The sequence below is a fragment of the Oceanobacter sp. 4_MG-2023 genome (assembly GCF_030689165.1).
Classification (GTDB): domain Bacteria; phylum Pseudomonadota; class Gammaproteobacteria; order Pseudomonadales; family Oceanobacteraceae; genus Oceanobacter.
In genome coordinates this window covers 94204-110577 of sequence record NZ_JAUYVV010000008.1, presented here as the reverse complement: position 1 = coordinate 110577, position 16374 = coordinate 94204, and the positions used below count along the sequence as shown (strand labels likewise).

Here is a 16374-nt window from a genome sequence, read left to right as displayed (position 1 = left end):
GCATTATTCCTATTGTGACATTTGCGTGACGAGCCTTATGACCAAAGCTGGCAAGACCGTTCTTATTGTGGACGATGAAGCCCCTATCCGGGAAATGATCGCCGTGGCCCTGGAAATGGCCGGGTATGAATGCCTTGAGGCTGCCAATGTACAGGAAGCACATGCGCAGATTATCGATCGAAAGCCTGATATGATTTTACTCGACTGGATGCTGCCAGGCACCAGTGGCGTCGAATTTGCCCGGCGCCTCAAGCGTGAAGACCGCACCGCTGAGTTGCCAATCATCATGCTGACGGCCAAGGGCGAAGAAGATAACAAAGTACAAGGGCTGGAAGCGGGGGCAGATGACTACATCACCAAACCGTTTTCCCCTCGAGAACTGGTCGCACGACTGAAAGCCGTCTTGCGCCGTTCCACCCCACAAGGCATCGAAGAGCCCATTGAAGTCAGCGGCCTGATGCTGGACCCGGTCTGCCATCGCGTTACCGCTCATGGCGACCCGATTGACATCGGCCCTACGGAGTATCGTTTGTTGCAGTTTTTCATGACCCACCAGGAACGGGCCTACTCCCGAGCCCAGCTGCTCGATCAAGTCTGGGGTGGTAATGTGTACGTTGAAGAGCGCACCGTTGACGTGCATATTCGTCGTCTGCGCAAAGCACTCGGTGAGTCTCACGAACAACTGATCCAAACCGTGCGTGGCACCGGCTACCGCTTTTCGACCAAAGCCTCCTGAATTTTGATGTCCCCCGTCTGGCGCAGAGAATTGCGCCGCCTTGTCTACTTGCTGATTCTGGCCGTTGGTTGTGGTTACGTCTTTTTTGACCGGCCGCTGGAAGCATTGTGTTTGATGATGGGGGCCTATATCACCTGGCAATGGCTGCAACTGTACCGCCTGCACCGCTGGCTGGATCAGGGGCAAACCACCGTATTACCGCGAACACTGGGCATCTGGGGAGCGATTTTTACCGAGAACCAGCGCTTGCAGCAAAGCAATATCAAACACCAGCAGCGCCTGCAGGCCATTATCAATCGTATCCAGGACTCAACCGCGGCCCTGCAGGATTCTGTCTTGATGGTGGATGCCAGCGGCGCGCTGGAATTCTGGAACCAGGCCGCACAAAACTACCTGGGGTTACGCAACCCGGTAGACATTGGCCAACCCATCACCAACCTGATCCGCACGCCAGAATTCAAGGCCTACTTCGACAAGGCCGATTATCAGGAACCGCTCACGATTCGATCGCCCATCAATCCGCGCATTTACCTGCAGTTCAATATCACCCTGTTTGGCCGCAAGGATCGCCTGATCCTGATTCATGACATCACCCGTTTGAAACAACTGGAAGAAATGCGCAAGGATTTTGTTGCCAACGTCAGCCATGAATTACGTACACCGCTGACCGTGATTGCCGGTTACGTCGAAACCATGCAAGCCGCCTCCGAGATGCTGCCACCACGCTGGGGCCGCATGCTGCAGCAAATGAGCGAACAAAGTCATCGTATGGAAAACCTGCTCAAGGATTTGCTGATGCTGTCACGGCTGGAAACCGGCAAGACGGAACAGCCTCAGCCTATCGAGCTGCAGCCGCTGCTGGAAGCCATCCGTCGCGATGCCGCATCACTCAGCAGCAGCAAGCACACCATTACCCTGACCATCGATCAGGATCAAAAAATGATGGGCTTTTATAATGAGCTGCGCAGTGCATTTTCCAACCTGGTATTCAACGCCGTCAAATACACCCCGGAAGGGGGTGACGTCACACTGCGCTGGTATACCGAAGGCGGCAAAGGGCATTTCAGCGTCTCGGATAACGGCATCGGTATTGCCCAGCATCACATCCCCCGCCTGACCGAGCGCTTCTATCGCGCCGACCCCAGCCGCAGCATCGCCACTGGTGGTACCGGACTGGGACTGGCTATTGTCAAACACGTCTTGCTGCACCATGACGGCGAGCTGAAAATCAGCAGCATCGAAGGCAAGGGCAGTACATTCACCTGTGTTTTCCCCGCAGCCTGCTTATCTGACAACCGTGATGAGGCCGACCAATAGATCAACCGGCCCGTGACTGATCGGCCTGCCGTTGCAATTGCCACAGCGTAGCCCCGATCACCGCCGCCGGGGGCACCAGACAGTTCAGTAATGGTACTGCCATCAGCACCGACACCGCCCCACCAAATCCCCAGGCCGTCCAGCGCTGGGTAGCCACCTGCTCTCGGCTGTCGCGGAAATTCTGCTGCTGGTTATCCAGAGTATAATCACTGTATTGCAACGCCATCACCCAGCTGCCAAACCAGAACCAGACGAAGGGCATCAGCAAGTTGACGCCCGGCACAAACGACAACAACAGCAGCAACAGATAACGCGGCAGGTAATAACCCATCTTGACCAGCTCCCGTATCACCGTACGCGGGATCAACGCGGCAATGGATTCGTCCTCGACCTCATGCCCCAGACGCTGCTCGATCTTGCCCGCCAGCAAGCCATAAAACGGACTCGCCAACAGCAACAACACCGCACTGAAAAAATACCCCGAGATCAAGGTCGACAGTAACAGCAACAGAGGCACCACCAGCCAGGCCAGCCAACTGATCCAGCTGGAATCAAAGCCATCCCACTGGCTGACGACATCAATCAGCCAATAGGTTCCAAACGACAACACCAGCAGATTAATCAGAATGGGCAACCAGACATAACGGCGTATTCCCGGTTCATTCAGTAGTGTAAAGCCACGCCACAAATAGCCGGCTCCTATCAATAAATTGTCTTTCATACCTGTTCCGTGCATAAAACCGGAAGGTTTTATACAATGCCGCTCCGTTTTGAGCCAGAGAGACGTAACCGAACATGACGCCAGAACGCCTGAGTTGTGTGATCAACACCCTCAACCGACGCCAGCCAGACCTGTCGGTCATTACCGATGAAGTTTACAAATCGCACAATCTGGCCGCCATTGCCCGCTCCTGTGACGCCTTTGGCGTGCAAGACATCCACTGCGTATGGCCAACTGACACTTTCCGCCTTAATACCGTCACCAGCGCCGCTGCAGCTGGCTCAGAGAGCTGGGTCAGCGTTAGCACCCATGCCGACATCGAAACCGCCATCCGCACGCACCAGCAACGCGGTATCAAGGTCTGCGCAGCTCATCTGACAGACAGAGCGATCGACTTTCGGGAATATGACTTCACTCAACCCACCGCCATCCTGATGGGCACCGAAAAAGAAGGCGTCAGCGACATCGCCTCCGAACTGGCGGACGAACACCTGATCATCCCCATGCTCGGCATGGTGCATTCTTTCAACGTCTCCGTGGCTGCCGCGATTATTCTCTGCGAGGCCGCACGTCAACGCCAGCAGGCAGGCCTGTTCGAGCAGCGCCATCTGGATGACGACCGCTTCAATACCTTGCTGTTTGAGTGGTGCCAGCCCTCCGCAGCCAAGCTCTGCCAAAAACATGACCTGCCCTATCCGGCACTGCGCGAAGACGGTGAAATCGCCGACCCGCAAGCATTTTCCCGACAAGTGAACGCTCGTAGCCAAGGTATTGCCCGCTAATACTCTCCCGCGCTTTTGATACCCAATGCCTCTGCCAGAGACATTCGCCCACCTGCTTGTGCGAGATATCTCACAAGCCTGTGGGAAATACGTAGTCTGGACTACCCGTTTCTGTTCACTTTCATGCTACATAAAACACAACCTGTTGTTTTGTATGAAGTTTATTTTTCATTTCATTTCTGTTGCAAGCATACCGCCGTCCTGCCTCCATCCTGACCACCAGCTTTTTTGGTAAAGTGTGACCACACGGACAGGAGATCAACGGAAGATTGCCAGGATGGCAACCACTTCAGGATGAAGTGGTAACAGGAAAGGCACAGGAGTGCAGCCAGGACGGCAAAGGAAAGGGACACGGTACATGACGTACCGCAGGAACACGCCAGGGAAGGGTTATAAGGGAGCAGGACGGCTCAGACGAGCAACACAATGGAATGTCAGGACATGCCTCAGGATGAGGTACAAGGATATTCATCAGTGGATGACCTGCCAGGACGGCACGGCAAATGGATTGCCCAGGGAAGATGGCCAGGAGGCTTGCCAGGAAGGCAAATGGACAGTAAGCAACGGACAGCACAGGGATGACCAACACGACGGATTGTGGCAAGGATGATGTATACGGAACCAGGATTGTTCCAGGGTGCTGTGGCGGCTTGTACAGGATGTACCTGCCGTCCAATTTACCCAACCCCCCTTCTCCACCCCAGATAGACGTCCCACAGCCTGACAGCCGCCAGGACAACTACTTCTTGTGGTAGCCCTCTGCCAGAATTCCCAACACCACAAAGCTGCCAACAATCGACGCCACATAAACCGGCGCAGCCAGACTTATCAGTACTCCCGCCAGAACAGGCACCAACCAGACCGTCAACGTGCCATAGCCAAAGGTACACAGAGCAACAAAGGCCAGCACCCGAAATCCCACCCAATACGGCCTGACCAGCTTGCGCACCAGCCAATTGATCCGGTCACCAAAGACCACCAGCAGCGTGGCAATAATCGCCAGCGCGATTTCATCATTGTAAGGCCGCAGCCAACCGGATACCGACACCAATAACGTCATCAACCACTCACTCCCACTCTTTCGCCACCCCGATGGATCTCACACCCGACAACCTACATAAATCACGGATGGTATGTACCGGCAAGGCTCACATTCGGAAAAATTTCCGACAAGTTGCAGCAGCACAGAGAATGGCGTGACGCCTGTTGACTGAATAATTGTATGAGCCGCTATCAGTTACTACGAGCGATGATATACACCACAAACGGTTTGGGAAGTATCAATCCCTGAGGCACATTAACCATCGTTGTGAAACGCAGGTTTGGCATGCCAATGCCGTTGAGCAGCTAAAAGCTACACGACAGACCACGGACAAAAAGCCACAGCGCTTGATTTATGAAGATTGGGGATAACTGGAATAAGCACCCAGAACAGAACTAAAGCGTACCAGCAGAAAAGAAAAAGGGCCTCCAGATTGCTCTGGAAGCCCTTAATCATTTTACTGGTGCCGGCACCAAGAGTCGAACTCGGGACCTACTGATTACAAGTCAGTTGCTCTACCAACTGAGCTATACCGGCTAAGTGGGCGGGAATACTATAGATGCCGCTGGCATCCGTCAATATCTTTTTCCCCTAACATACTGAAAAATCACTCTTTCTGTGAAATTTCCACTCCAGTACGCGTTACGCTCCTGTAGATGACGAATCATCTTTGTCTTTATGGGCTCGCTCTTCCATTTCGGAGATCGAGCTGTGCCGTACATCGGCTCCACTGACCACGTAAATCACCTGTTCGGAGATATTACGGGCATGGTCGCCAATCCGTTCAATGGCGCGCAGAATCCAGAGAATATTGATCGCCTGGCTGATAGATCGCGGGTCTTCCATCATATAGGTAATCAGTTCCCGCAGCGCCGCGGAGTACTGCTGGTCGACCAGTTTGTCATTACGCACCACATCCAGTGCGCCATCCACATCGTTACGGGCAAAGGCGTTCAACGCCCCTGAAATCATTTTGCCAACTTCAGTGCCCATGTAACGTATCGATTGCTGGCAGTAACCGCCGTTGGTGGAGCCACTCACTTCCAGAGCGTGAACCGCAATTTTGGTCGCTTCATCTCCGATACGCTCCAGGTCACGCACAACACGGGAAACCGCCAACACCATACGCAAATCAGAAGCGGCCGGCTGCCGACGTACAAGAATCTGGGTGCACTCCTGGTCGATAGCCACTTCCATCCGGTCAACATCATCTTCACGACGAATAATGTCATCAGCCGGGGTGGTATCACCGGTCGTGATTGCTTCAATGGCATTAGCCACCTGACGTTCAACCAAGCCACCCATTTCCATCATTTGACTGCGAATGGCTTCGAGGTCTGAGTTGAACTGTCCGGATATGTGTTGGCTGAAATTCATTTCAACCGGTATGCCCTTGTTTGCCACTGGAGCTCTCCTTTTAGCCGAAACGGCCTGTAATATAAGCCTCGGTCAACGCATGTTGGGGTTTGGTAAACACGAGGTCAGTCGGGTTTACTTCTATCAGCTGACCCAGGTGAAAATACGCCGTACGCTGGGATACCCGAGCAGCCTGCTGCATCGAGTGGGTAACGATAGCGATGGTGTAGTTATCGCGCAACTCGTCAATCAACTCTTCAATTCTAGCAGTTGCAATCGGATCCAGTGCAGAACAAGGTTCATCCATCAGGATTACTTCCGGATCAACAGCAATCGTGCGGGCAATACACAATCGCTGTTGTTGGCCACCCGACAGGCCGGTGCCCGGTGCATCCAGCCGGTCTTTTACTTCAGACCACAACCCAGCGCGACGCAAACTTTGCTCCACGATTTCTTCCAGTTCATGGCGGTGGTTCACCAGCCCGTGAATACGTGGCCCGTAGGCAACGTTATCAAAGATGGTTTTTGGAAACGGGTTGGGCTTCTGGAACACCATACCGACCCGCGCCCGCAGCGGCACAACATCGATCTTGGGGGCATAAATGTCTTCATCATCCAGCAGGATCTCGCCAGTAATGCGACAGATATCAATCGTATCATTCATGCGATTCAAGCAACGCAGAAAGGTCGACTTACCGCAGCCGGATGGGCCAATCAGGGCAATGACTTCATTGGCACCAATATCCAGGCTGACGTCAAAAATCGCCTGTTTGTCCCCATAAAAAACGCCAACACCACGCGCCTTCAGCTTGGGTGAGTCGCAAAACGGTTCGCCGTCGGTTTGGTGGTTTTCGATAATACTCATAACAAGGAATCCGAATAGTTTAGCGTTTACCAGCGTCGCTCAAGACGACGACGCAGCCAGACAGCGACAGTGTTCATCATAATCAGGAAGGTCAGCAATACAATAATGGCTCCTGATGTACGCTCGGTGAAAGCCTGCTCCGGGCTGTCAGACCAGAGAAAGATTTGAACCGGCAAAACCGTCGATGGATCAGTAATAAATCCGGGCACATCCACCACAAAGGCGATCATCCCGATCATCAGGAGCGGTGCGGTTTCACCCAGAGCCTGTGCCATACCAATAATGGTTCCCGTCAGCATACCCGGCATTGCCAGAGGCAAGACGTGGTGAAAAACCACCTGCATTTTTGAGGCACCGAGACCAAAAGCAGCTTCCCGTATGGAAGGCGGTACCGACTTGATCGCCGCGCGACCGGAAATAATAATGGTCGGCAAGGTCATCAGGGTCAGCACCAGGCCACCAATCAAAGGGGTGGAACGGGAGACCCCAAAAATATTGATAAAGATCGCCAGGCCCAGCAAACCAAACGTAATACTGGGCACTGCCGCCAGGTTGTTGATGTTGATTTCAACAATTTCTGTGATGCGATTTTTAGGTGCAAACTCTTCCAGATAGATCGCTGCCGCAACCCCGATCGGGAACGACAACAGGAAGGTCACCATCAGGGTCAGCAACGTACCCATAATGGCACCATGAACACCCGCCAGCTCAGGCTCCCTTGAATCACCATTGGTAAAGAAGGTAGTACTGAAACGGCTCTTCAAGCGCCCTTCCGCCACCCATTGTTCGAGCCAGCCCAGCTGTAATTCATTCAACCGTCCGGCACCGCCCTCGTCCCGCTCATGCTTGAACCACTGATCCACGTTATCGTCCATGATCAGTTCAATGCTTAATGTACTACCCAACAAATCCGGGTTGGCCAATACCGCATCCTGCAACTGCCAATGGGCACCGACGCTGACGAGGCCGTACAACGCCCGGCGCTCGCTGCGACTGGAAACCTCAGCCGTGTTTCTCAGATACTGTTTGATCAGGCCCTCGTAATTGCCATTACGCAGCTCATTAACCGGCGACTGGTTATTCAGTCCCAGATACTCCTGATCGAGCAGGATCTCTGCTTGCAACACGGTTTGCCGGAAAGCCGAACTGCCCTGAGACAGAATATTGCCAAACAGCACCACCAGGCATAACAGGCCAAATCCGACGGATAACACGCCATACAAGCGGAATCGCCCTTCGGCACGGCGACGACGCGCCATGCCCTGTTCTACTTTGGAGCGAGTCGTTGTGAGTTGATCAGTCATATTGCTCCCGGTACTTCTGTACCACTTTCAGCGCCACGTAGTTAAGAATCAGAGTCACCAGGAACAACACCAGTCCCAATGCAAAGGCAGCCAGTGTTTTGGAGGAATCAAACTCCTGGTCTCCCACCAGCAAGGTCACAATCTGCACAGTCACGGTGGTCACACTGTCGAGCGGGTTGGCTGTCAGGTTGGCTGCCAGACCCGCCGCCATGGCGACAATCATGGTTTCACCAATCGCCCGGGAAACCGCCAGCATAACGGCCCCCACAATACCGGGTAATGCAGCCGGGATAACCACTTGCCGAATGGTCTCGCTCTGGGTCGCTCCCAGCCCGTAACTGCCATCACGCAAGGCTTGTGGTACAGCATTGATTACGTCATCCGACAGGGATGAGACAAACGGGATGATCATCACCCCCATGACCAGACCAGCAGCCAACGCACTTTCAGACGATACCTCGAGGCCAACATCAGCCCCCAGGCTTTTCAGTATCGGGGCAACAGTCAGGGCCGCAAAAAAGCCGTACACAACGGTTGGAATGCCCGCCAGCACTTCGAGTGCAGGCTTGGCATAGCTACGCACCCGAGGGGTGGCATATTCCGACAAATAAATGGCCGACATCAGGCCGATCGGAACCGCGATAAACATGGCAATCATGGAAATCATCAGGGTACCGGCAAACAGCGGTACCGCCCCAAAACTGCCAGAGGAGCCAGACTGGTCAGCGCGCAAGGCGACCTGTGGCGACCAGGTAGTACCAAACAGGAAGTCAAACACGGGCACCCGGCCAAAAAACATCCAGGCTTCATACAACACACTGCTCAGAATACCGACAGTTGTCAGTACCGCGACACCCGAGCTGCAGAACAGCAGCACTTTGACAATGCTTTCCACTTCATTACGAGCCCGTAACGCAGGAGCGAGACGCCGCAAGCCGAAGCCAAAACCAGCCAGGGCCAGAGCCAGCACCAGCGTTGTACTCAGCATGCTGTTACGCGACTGCAGGTCTTTCAGATGCAGCACCACAGGAGCCAGTTCCGGGTCGGCTTGTACATTGGCACCACCGGCCAGGTTACGCACCTTGCTCAGTGCCAGACTGATACGATTGCCCCCTTCTGCCTGTACTTCTGCGGGTAACTGCGCCGCCAACAAGCGATCGATCACCGGGGTTTCGAGCACCCCCCAACACAGCATTAACAACAGCGGGGGCAAGCAGGTCCAGAGGGCGACCAGCGAACCATAATGGCCAGGCAGTGAATTCAGGGTCACACCAGGAGTGACCAGAGAACGCGCGCGGCGGGCACCACTCACGTATGCGATAACAAATAATACCGCGATGACAAGTAGCAAAATGCTGAAGGTCATAATGACTAGCCTGAACAGAACAAGAAACAGCCGGTGAGTTTACCGGCCGGAGAATACATCCATGTGACACGCAGCAGGGCAGCACCCTGCATTCAGGCTTACTGACCCAGCAGGGTCAGTGCCTTGACATCCGCAGCCATGGCCCGGCGACGGGATTCATCCATCGGAATCATGCCTTTGTCGGCGAGATAGCCATCTTCACCAATGGCACGCGAGGAGGTGAACTCAGCCAGAAATTCTTCAATCCCCGGAATCACCCCTACGTGGGCTTTTTTAACATAAAAGTGCAGTGACCGACTGACCGGATACTCACTACTGGAAATATTGTCGAAGGTTGGTTCAATCCCATCAATCAGGGAGCCCTGAACCTTGTCTTCATTCTGTTCCAGGAAGCTGTAGCCAAAAATACCGTAGGAATCCGGGCTGGCCGCCAGTTTCTGAACAATCAGGTTATCGTTTTCACCGGCTTCAACGTAGCCACCATCTTCACGCAGACCGTGGCAAATGGCCTTGTATTTGTCTGGATCGGATTTTTTCAGCGCCTTGATAAACGGGAAGGCAGAACAACCCCCTTCCATCGCCAGCTCCACAAACGCATCACGGGTACCGGATGTCGGTGGCGGCCCCAGTACCTTGATTGGCGTGTTATCCAGAGCAGGATTTATTTGCTGCCAGGTTTTATAAGGGTTGGCGATCAGTTTTTCCGAGCCATTCGCAGCCGGTACCATTTTGGCCAGTGCCAGGAAGATTTCCTTGGTAGAAAAGGAAGCCTGGGCGTGTTCGGCGGCATTGGCAAACACAATACCGTCAAAGCCGATGGTCACTTCAACGATCTCTTTAACGCCATTTTTTGCGCACAGCGCAACCTCGGATGCCTTGATACGGCGCGATGAGTTCGTAATGTCAGGGGTTGTGTCGCCAACACCGCTACAAAACAACTTCAAACCACCACCAGAACCCGTGGATTCAACTTTAGGAGTACGAAACTTGCTCGATTTGCCAAAACGTTCAGCAACAACTGTAGAAAATGGATAAACCGTCGATGAACCGACTATGCTGATGTAATTACGCTCAGCAAAAGCACTTTGGCTGAAAACTGATGCCAATAAAACCACACCGGCAGCGAGAGAATGTTTCATGCGATATCCTTCAATGTGACCTGATGATGTCCAGCAGGCAAATCGTTGTCGAAAGGAGGAATTGTCCCGGAGCTGTGTTACATCTACGTGACGCCCCCTTGTTTATTACAAATATGTTGCATTTTGGTTACAGGGGCCTTTTTTTTACCAGACAACAGAACAGTCATACCCCGGTCGAGGCATTACTTTTGTCGTATTGTCTTAAATATTTTTTGACATCATTGATCTCGAGTGCGTCTGTATTGCCCGCGCTAAAAAAGAAGTAAACTTCCTAAAAATAATTTCAAAATCAGGAATCCCTATGAAAGCCAGACCAAAAGACGATTGTGAGCCGAAACCGGATGGAGAACTGACGTTACGGCTGATCCCGTCAAGAGGTGACACCAATACTCATGGGGATATCAGTGGTGGTTGGGTCGTCGCACAAATGGACCACGCGGCCGAAACCGTTGCCAATCGTCTGGCCCAGGGGCGTATTGCCAATGTGGCGCTGGAATCCGTTGTCTTTATGTCTCCGATACGTATCGGAGCGGCGGTGTGTTTTTATACCCGCGTGCTGGAGATCGGCTCATCGTCGATCCGGATTGGCATCGAAGTATGGACCCAGAACCCGAATGAAAACGAGCGCAGAAAGGTCGTGGATGCCGTCTTTGTTTATGTGGCCATTGATGACACCGGGCGTATTCGCCGGGTCCCTCGCTGACCAGGATTCGTCGCTCCTCGATTCCAGAGCAACGTATGCAGCAGCCTGACCGGCCTCGTCACACCAGACCGGTCAGCCGCCAGTTGTATCAATGTCTACAGCGCCTGTAACTTGGCAAAACTGAGCACCAGCCATTTGCTGCCGACATCTTCAAAGTTCACCTGTACCCGCAACCCCGGCCCCTGGCCTTCGAACTGCATTACCGTGCCTTCCCCAAACATCTCATGGTAGACCCGACTGCTCAGGCCAAAAGGCCAGTCCGCCGATATATCTGCTTGCAGTCTGTGATTCCCCGTTCTTGATCGTCGGGCACTCAGAGGTCGTGATACTGTATTTTTCAAACGCACTTCATCCATCAGTTCTGTCGGGATTTCACGAATAAATCGCGAAGGAGTACTAAAATTTTCTTGCCCATGCAAACGTCGGCTCTCGGCGTATGTGATCACCAACTGATCCATCGCCCGGGTGATACCGACGTAAGCCAGACGCCGTTCTTCTTCCAGTCCATCGGCATCATCCATCGACATCTTGTGAGGAAACAAGCCATCTTCCAGACCGGTTAATACCACCTGGGGAAACTCCAGTCCTTTGGCAGAGTGCAGCGTCATCATCTGCACCGCATCTTCATGTTCATCCGCCTGCCCCTCTCCGGCATCCAGCGCGGCGCTATCGAGGAACTGCGCCAACAGGCTGATATCCTCATCATCACCACCTTCAAACACCTTGGCGGCATTCACCAGCTCTTCCAGGTTTTCGACTCGGGCCTGGCCTTTCTCACCTTTTTCCTTGCGGTGATGCTCAATCAGGTTGGTTTGGGCAAGTACCTGCTCCACCAGCTCATGCAATTCAAGGTCGTCAATGCCGACACTCATTTCATCAACCAGCGTCATAAAACCAGCGACAGCCGTACCAGCCCGTTTTGACAGGCCGCCGGCCGCTACCACCGAAGCACAGGCATCCCACAGTGAACAACCCTGATCCCGCGCCACTGAGCGCAAGGTATCGAGGGTTTTTTCGCCAATGGCCCGGGCTGGAATATTAATCACCCGCTCAATGGCTGCATCATCCTGGCGGTTGAGCAGCAAGCGCAGATAGGCCATGGCGTTCTTGATTTCCAGACGCTCGTAAAAACGCTGGCCACCATAGATGCGATACGGAATCCCTGCCCGCAGCATGGCTTCTTCCAGCGTTCTGGATTGCGCATTGGAGCGATAGAGAATGGCCATATCGACCCGGGCACGCCCCTGCTTGGCCCAGACATCCACCAGATCGGCGATATAACGTGCTTCGTCCTGCTCATTAAACGCACGGTACAGACGAATCGGATCACCCTTGGCACCGGTGGTATGTAACTCCTTGCCCAGGCGGCCACTGTTGTTCTTGATGACGGCATTGGCAGCATCCAGAATCGTCGCCGTGGAGCGGTAGTTTTGCTCCAGCTTGATCATTTCTGCACCCGCAAAGTCCTGTTGGAAGTTGCGGATATTGCCTACATTCGCGCCACGCCAGCCGTAAATCGACTGATCGTCATCCCCCACTGCCATAACTGATACGGTGTTACCGGCCAGCAAACGAATCCAGGCATATTGGATATTGTTGGTATCCTGGAATTCGTCCACCAGAATATGGCTGAAGCGTTGCTGGTAATGTTGCAGCAAATCGGGGTTATGCAACCAGAGCTCGTGGGCACGCAGCAGGATTTCACCAAAATCGACCATGCCATTTTGCTGACAGTTGTCTTCATAGATTTGATAAAACTGCTGCAGGGTGCGAGTAAAGTTATCGGCCGACGGGATAACATGCGCCGCACGGCGCCCTTCGTCTTTCTGTTCGTTGATAAACCACTGCAATTGTCTTGGCGGGTAACGACTGTCGTCGATGTTGTTGGCTTTCATCAGTCGCTTGATCAGGCGCAACTGGTCATCGCTATCCAGAATCTGGAAGTACTGGGGCAAGCGGGCTTCACGCCAGTGATGCTTCAGCAATCGATGCGCCAGGCCGTGAAAGGTACCGACCCACATGCCACTGGCAGGTACATCCAGCAGTTGCTCCAGCCGGCCACGCATTTCCCTGGCCGCCTTGTTGGTAAAGGTTACCGCCAGCACAGCAAAGGGTGAGACGTTTTCCACCTTGAGCAACCAGGCAATCCGGTGCACCAATACCCGTGTTTTACCCGAGCCGGCACCGGCCAATACCAGCTGGTGAGGAGATTGGGCAGCCACCGCGTTGCGCTGGCCGTCATTTAATTGATCAATTATCAGTGAAGTATCCATGTCGCGAGTTTACCAGATTGCAACCGTCACGGCAGATTCTGATCGACAATCACCCTGTTTATCCGTACAGCGGGAGATTTAACAGGACGATGACAGTGAGGCACTCTATAATCCGTGACCAAATTTTAATTATTCGGACTCATTAGAGTGAGAAATAGCCCGATTCTGGCCGAAATATCCGCAGCCATCCCCAACTTACGTAAATCTGAAGTCAAGGTGGCTGAATACGTACTGCGGTCGCCACAGCAAGTGATGCATATGCGCATCGTCGATCTGGCTCAAGAAGCCCAGGTCAGCGAGCCAACGATTGTGCGCTTTTGCCGGGGCATCGGCTGCAACAGTTTTCAGGAATTCAAGGTGCGAGTGGCTCAGGAAATGGCCATCACCAACAATATTGGTCAATTTGCTATCGCCACAGACGACAGCATCGACAATATTTGCAGCAAAATTGCCGATACCACCATTCAGCGGCTGCATCAGGTCAAATCACAACTGAAGCCTGAGCAGGTTGGCGTCGCCGCCAATGCCATCAGCATGGCAACCCGAGTCGAATTCTACGGCTATGGTGCCTCCGGTGCGGTAGCGATCGATGCCCAGCACAAGTTTTTCCGTCTTCAGGTGGCCACCGCAGCCTACAGTGACCCGCATATGCAAGCCATGTCTGCGGTCACCCTCGGGCCTGAAGATGTCGCAGTGGCCATTTCCCAAAGTGGTCGCACCAAGGATTTGCTTAACTCGATTGCCCTGGCCCAGCATCATGGCGCCAAGGTAGTGAGCCTGGCACCCGCCAATACTGCGGTCAGCAAACAGGCCGACTATCCGATTCATATCAATATTGAAGAAGATACCGATCAGTTTACGCCAATGACATCCCGCATTGCTCACCTGATGGTGATCGACATGCTGGCGGTTGCTGTTACCCAGCGTCGCGGCCCTGAATTTGCCCGCCACCTCACCAACATCAAGCGCAGCATCAAATCGCTACGATTGGAGCAGGGCAACGAGCCGTTTGATCCCAAAAACATCACCCGCTAGCCTCTCACCTGCCCGCAGCAGCAACTAGGTCATGGAAACATCAATCTGTCTTGTCACTGTCATTGGAATGCAACTTCGAGCATCAAACATCGTCATAGCCAAATCAATCCAAGGAGAGTGACGATGTCAGCAATAACCAAACTTGAATCTCATGAACAGGTTGTGACGTTTGATAGTCAGGGCAAGGTCGTTGTTAACAAGACCAGCAAGGTGTCTTCCAAAGTCATTGCCCGGCGGGCAATTGAAGCCCATAGCGAACGCAAGCATCTGGAACAGGACTTTGACCGCTACTACGACAACCTGCTCGACCTCTAAACTCTTGTTATTTTGCCAGCCCGACCAGTAACACTCTGTCGCTACATTGATCAGTAACCCAAATAACAGACATAAAAAAACCCGGCAAATCATTGCCGGGTTTTTAGCGGGAATCCGTTACCGCAGATTACTGTCTCAGACGAACTTACTTGCCAGTAAATTCAGGGTACGCTTCCATACCACATTCTGAAATATCAACACCTTCGTATTCAGCTTCTTCGCTCACACGCAGACCCATGACGGCTTTGATAGCGCCCCAAGCGATCAGTGATGTGATAAAGACCCAGACGAAGATAGTGATTGCACCCATCAGCTGGCCACCGATAGAAGCGCCGTCATTAGTGAACGGAACAACGATCAGACCAAACAGACCAACAACACCGTGAACAGAGATCGCGCCAACCGGATCATCAATCTTCATTTTGTCGAGAGTCAGGATGGAGACAACAACAATCAGACCACCGATAAAGCCGATGATGGTTGCAGCGAAAGGCGTCGGCGTAGAAGGCTCAGCAGTAATTGCTACCAGGCCAGCCAGTGCACCGTTCAGACACATGGTCAGATCCGCTTTGCGGAACAACACATAAGCCAGCAACAAGGCACCAATCAGACCACCAGCAGCCGCAGCATTTGTGTTAGTGAACACAACAGCAACCGCATTGGCATTGGCGATATCGCCCAGTTTCAGAACAGAACCACCGTTGAAACCGAACCAGCCCATCCACAGGATGAAACAACCCAGTGTAGCCAGTGGCAGGTTAGCGCCAGGGATTGCACGGATTTCACCGTTTGCACCGTACTTGCCTTTACGTGCACCCAGCAGTATCACACCAGCCAGAGCTGCAGCAGCACCTGCCATGTGAACAATACCGGAACCGGCAAAGTCAGAGAAACCGAAGTCATCGCCCAGGCTGAACATACCGAAGACGGACGCACCGCCCCAAGTCCAGCTGCCTTCCATCGGATAGATGAAGCCAGTCATAATGACAGCGAAAACCAAGAAAGCACCCAGCTTCATGCGCTCAGCAACCGCACCAGATACAATCGACATGGCGGTAGCTACGAACACAACCTGGAAAAAGAAGTCAGACGCACCGGAGTAGATTGAACCACCCTGGAAACCGTCTTCACGTGCTGCAAAATCACCCAGTACAGCGGCTGTATCGACATCTGCAATACCAGCCAGGAAGTAACCACCGCCGTACATCAATTCATAACCGCAAACCAGATACATGGTACAAGCGATTGCAAACAACGCGATGTTTTTGGTCAGGATTTCAGTTGTGTTTTTGGCACGAACCAGACCTGCTTCCAGCATGGAAAAGCCAGCAGCCATCCACATAACCAACGCGCCACATACCAGGAAATAAAAGGTATCCATGGCGTACTGCAATTCGTAAATATTATTTTCCATTCTAAG

The 16374-nt window shown here is 53.1% G+C and carries 15 protein-coding genes and 1 tRNA gene; 6 read left to right on the top strand and 10 right to left on the bottom strand.

The features are described from left to right. Positions 1-37: 37 nt before the first annotated feature. On the top strand, positions 38-736 hold the full coding sequence (gene phoB / locus Q8W24_RS08110; protein ID WP_303434498.1) for a phosphate regulon transcriptional regulator PhoB: 699 nt from the start codon (positions 38-40) through the stop codon (positions 734-736). A 30-nt stretch (positions 737-766) separates the two neighbouring features. Further along, entirely contained in the window at positions 767-2053 is a 1287-nt protein-coding gene (phoR, locus tag Q8W24_RS08105; protein WP_305474983.1) for a phosphate regulon sensor histidine kinase PhoR, read from the top strand. Position 2054: 1 nt separating this feature from the next. On the opposite strand, the gene cysZ is transcribed toward phoR, so the two are convergent. Next, the gene (cysZ, locus tag Q8W24_RS08100) at positions 2055-2774 is read right to left on the bottom strand and encodes a sulfate transporter CysZ (protein WP_305474981.1); all 720 of its coding nucleotides are present in this window, start codon (positions 2772-2774) and stop codon (positions 2055-2057) included. 74 nt (positions 2775-2848) lie between these two features. Between cysZ and trmH the strand changes: the two genes are divergently transcribed. Next, positions 2849-3556: a tRNA (guanosine(18)-2'-O)-methyltransferase TrmH gene (gene trmH / locus Q8W24_RS08095; protein ID WP_303434501.1), complete on the top strand. Its 708-nt coding sequence runs from the start codon at positions 2849-2851 to the stop codon at positions 3554-3556. Between the two features lie 739 nt (positions 3557-4295). Here the strand turns inward: trmH and Q8W24_RS08090 are convergent. The 7 genes from Q8W24_RS08090 to Q8W24_RS08060 all read right to left on the bottom strand — a co-directional run bounded on the left by Q8W24_RS08090 (position 4296) and on the right by Q8W24_RS08060 (position 10628). Beyond that, positions 4296-4616: a DUF3392 family protein gene (locus tag Q8W24_RS08090; RefSeq protein ID WP_305474979.1), complete on the bottom strand. Its 321-nt coding sequence runs from the start codon at positions 4614-4616 to the stop codon at positions 4296-4298. A 443-nt stretch (positions 4617-5059) separates the two neighbouring features. Beyond that, positions 5060-5135 (bottom strand) — tRNA-Thr (locus Q8W24_RS08085). 105 nt (positions 5136-5240) lie between these two features. Next, positions 5241-6002 carry a phosphate signaling complex protein PhoU gene (gene phoU / locus Q8W24_RS08080; RefSeq protein ID WP_368501403.1) on the bottom strand — a complete coding sequence of 254 codons (762 nt, stop codon included), beginning with the start codon at positions 6000-6002 and terminating at the stop codon, positions 5241-5243. Between the two features lie 13 nt (positions 6003-6015). Next, the gene (pstB, locus tag Q8W24_RS08075) at positions 6016-6819 is read right to left on the bottom strand and encodes a phosphate ABC transporter ATP-binding protein PstB (protein WP_303434503.1); all 804 of its coding nucleotides are present in this window, start codon (positions 6817-6819) and stop codon (positions 6016-6018) included. Between the two features lie 26 nt (positions 6820-6845). Further along, on the bottom strand, positions 6846-8123 hold the full coding sequence (pstA, locus tag Q8W24_RS08070) for a phosphate ABC transporter permease PstA (protein WP_305415456.1): 1278 nt from the start codon (positions 8121-8123) through the stop codon (positions 6846-6848). Continuing rightward, positions 8116-9489 carry a phosphate ABC transporter permease subunit PstC gene (pstC, locus tag Q8W24_RS08065; protein WP_305474978.1) on the bottom strand — a complete coding sequence of 458 codons (1374 nt, stop codon included), beginning with the start codon at positions 9487-9489 and terminating at the stop codon, positions 8116-8118. Before pstC ends, pstA begins: the two co-directional genes overlap by 8 nt. A gap of 98 nt (positions 9490-9587) precedes the next feature. Then, entirely contained in the window at positions 9588-10628 is a 1041-nt protein-coding gene (locus Q8W24_RS08060; RefSeq protein WP_303434506.1) for a substrate-binding domain-containing protein, read from the bottom strand. Between the two features lie 301 nt (positions 10629-10929). Here Q8W24_RS08060 and Q8W24_RS08055 point away from each other — a divergent pair, with 301 nt between their 5' ends. Further along, a complete protein-coding gene (locus Q8W24_RS08055; RefSeq protein ID WP_303434507.1) occupies positions 10930-11331 on the top strand; it encodes an acyl-CoA thioesterase in 402 nt (133 codons plus the stop codon). Between the two features lie 95 nt (positions 11332-11426). Here Q8W24_RS08055 and uvrD read toward each other — a convergent pair whose 3' ends face one another. Next, complete coding sequence (uvrD, locus tag Q8W24_RS08050; protein ID WP_303434508.1) at positions 11427-13604, bottom strand: DNA helicase II; 2178 nt, start codon at positions 13602-13604, stop codon at positions 11427-11429. Positions 13605-13751: 147 nt separating this feature from the next. On the opposite strand from uvrD, the gene Q8W24_RS08045 reads away from it, so the two are divergent. Continuing rightward, positions 13752-14639: a MurR/RpiR family transcriptional regulator gene (locus Q8W24_RS08045; protein WP_303434509.1), complete on the top strand. Its 888-nt coding sequence runs from the start codon at positions 13752-13754 to the stop codon at positions 14637-14639. A 123-nt stretch (positions 14640-14762) separates the two neighbouring features. Further along, complete coding sequence (locus Q8W24_RS08040; protein WP_303434510.1) at positions 14763-14954, top strand: PA3496 family putative envelope integrity protein; 192 nt, start codon at positions 14763-14765, stop codon at positions 14952-14954. A 145-nt stretch (positions 14955-15099) separates the two neighbouring features. On the opposite strand, the gene Q8W24_RS08035 is transcribed toward Q8W24_RS08040, so the two are convergent. Continuing rightward, positions 15100-16368: an ammonium transporter gene (locus Q8W24_RS08035; protein WP_305415458.1), complete on the bottom strand. Its 1269-nt coding sequence runs from the start codon at positions 16366-16368 to the stop codon at positions 15100-15102. Positions 16369-16374: the final 6 nt, after the last annotated feature.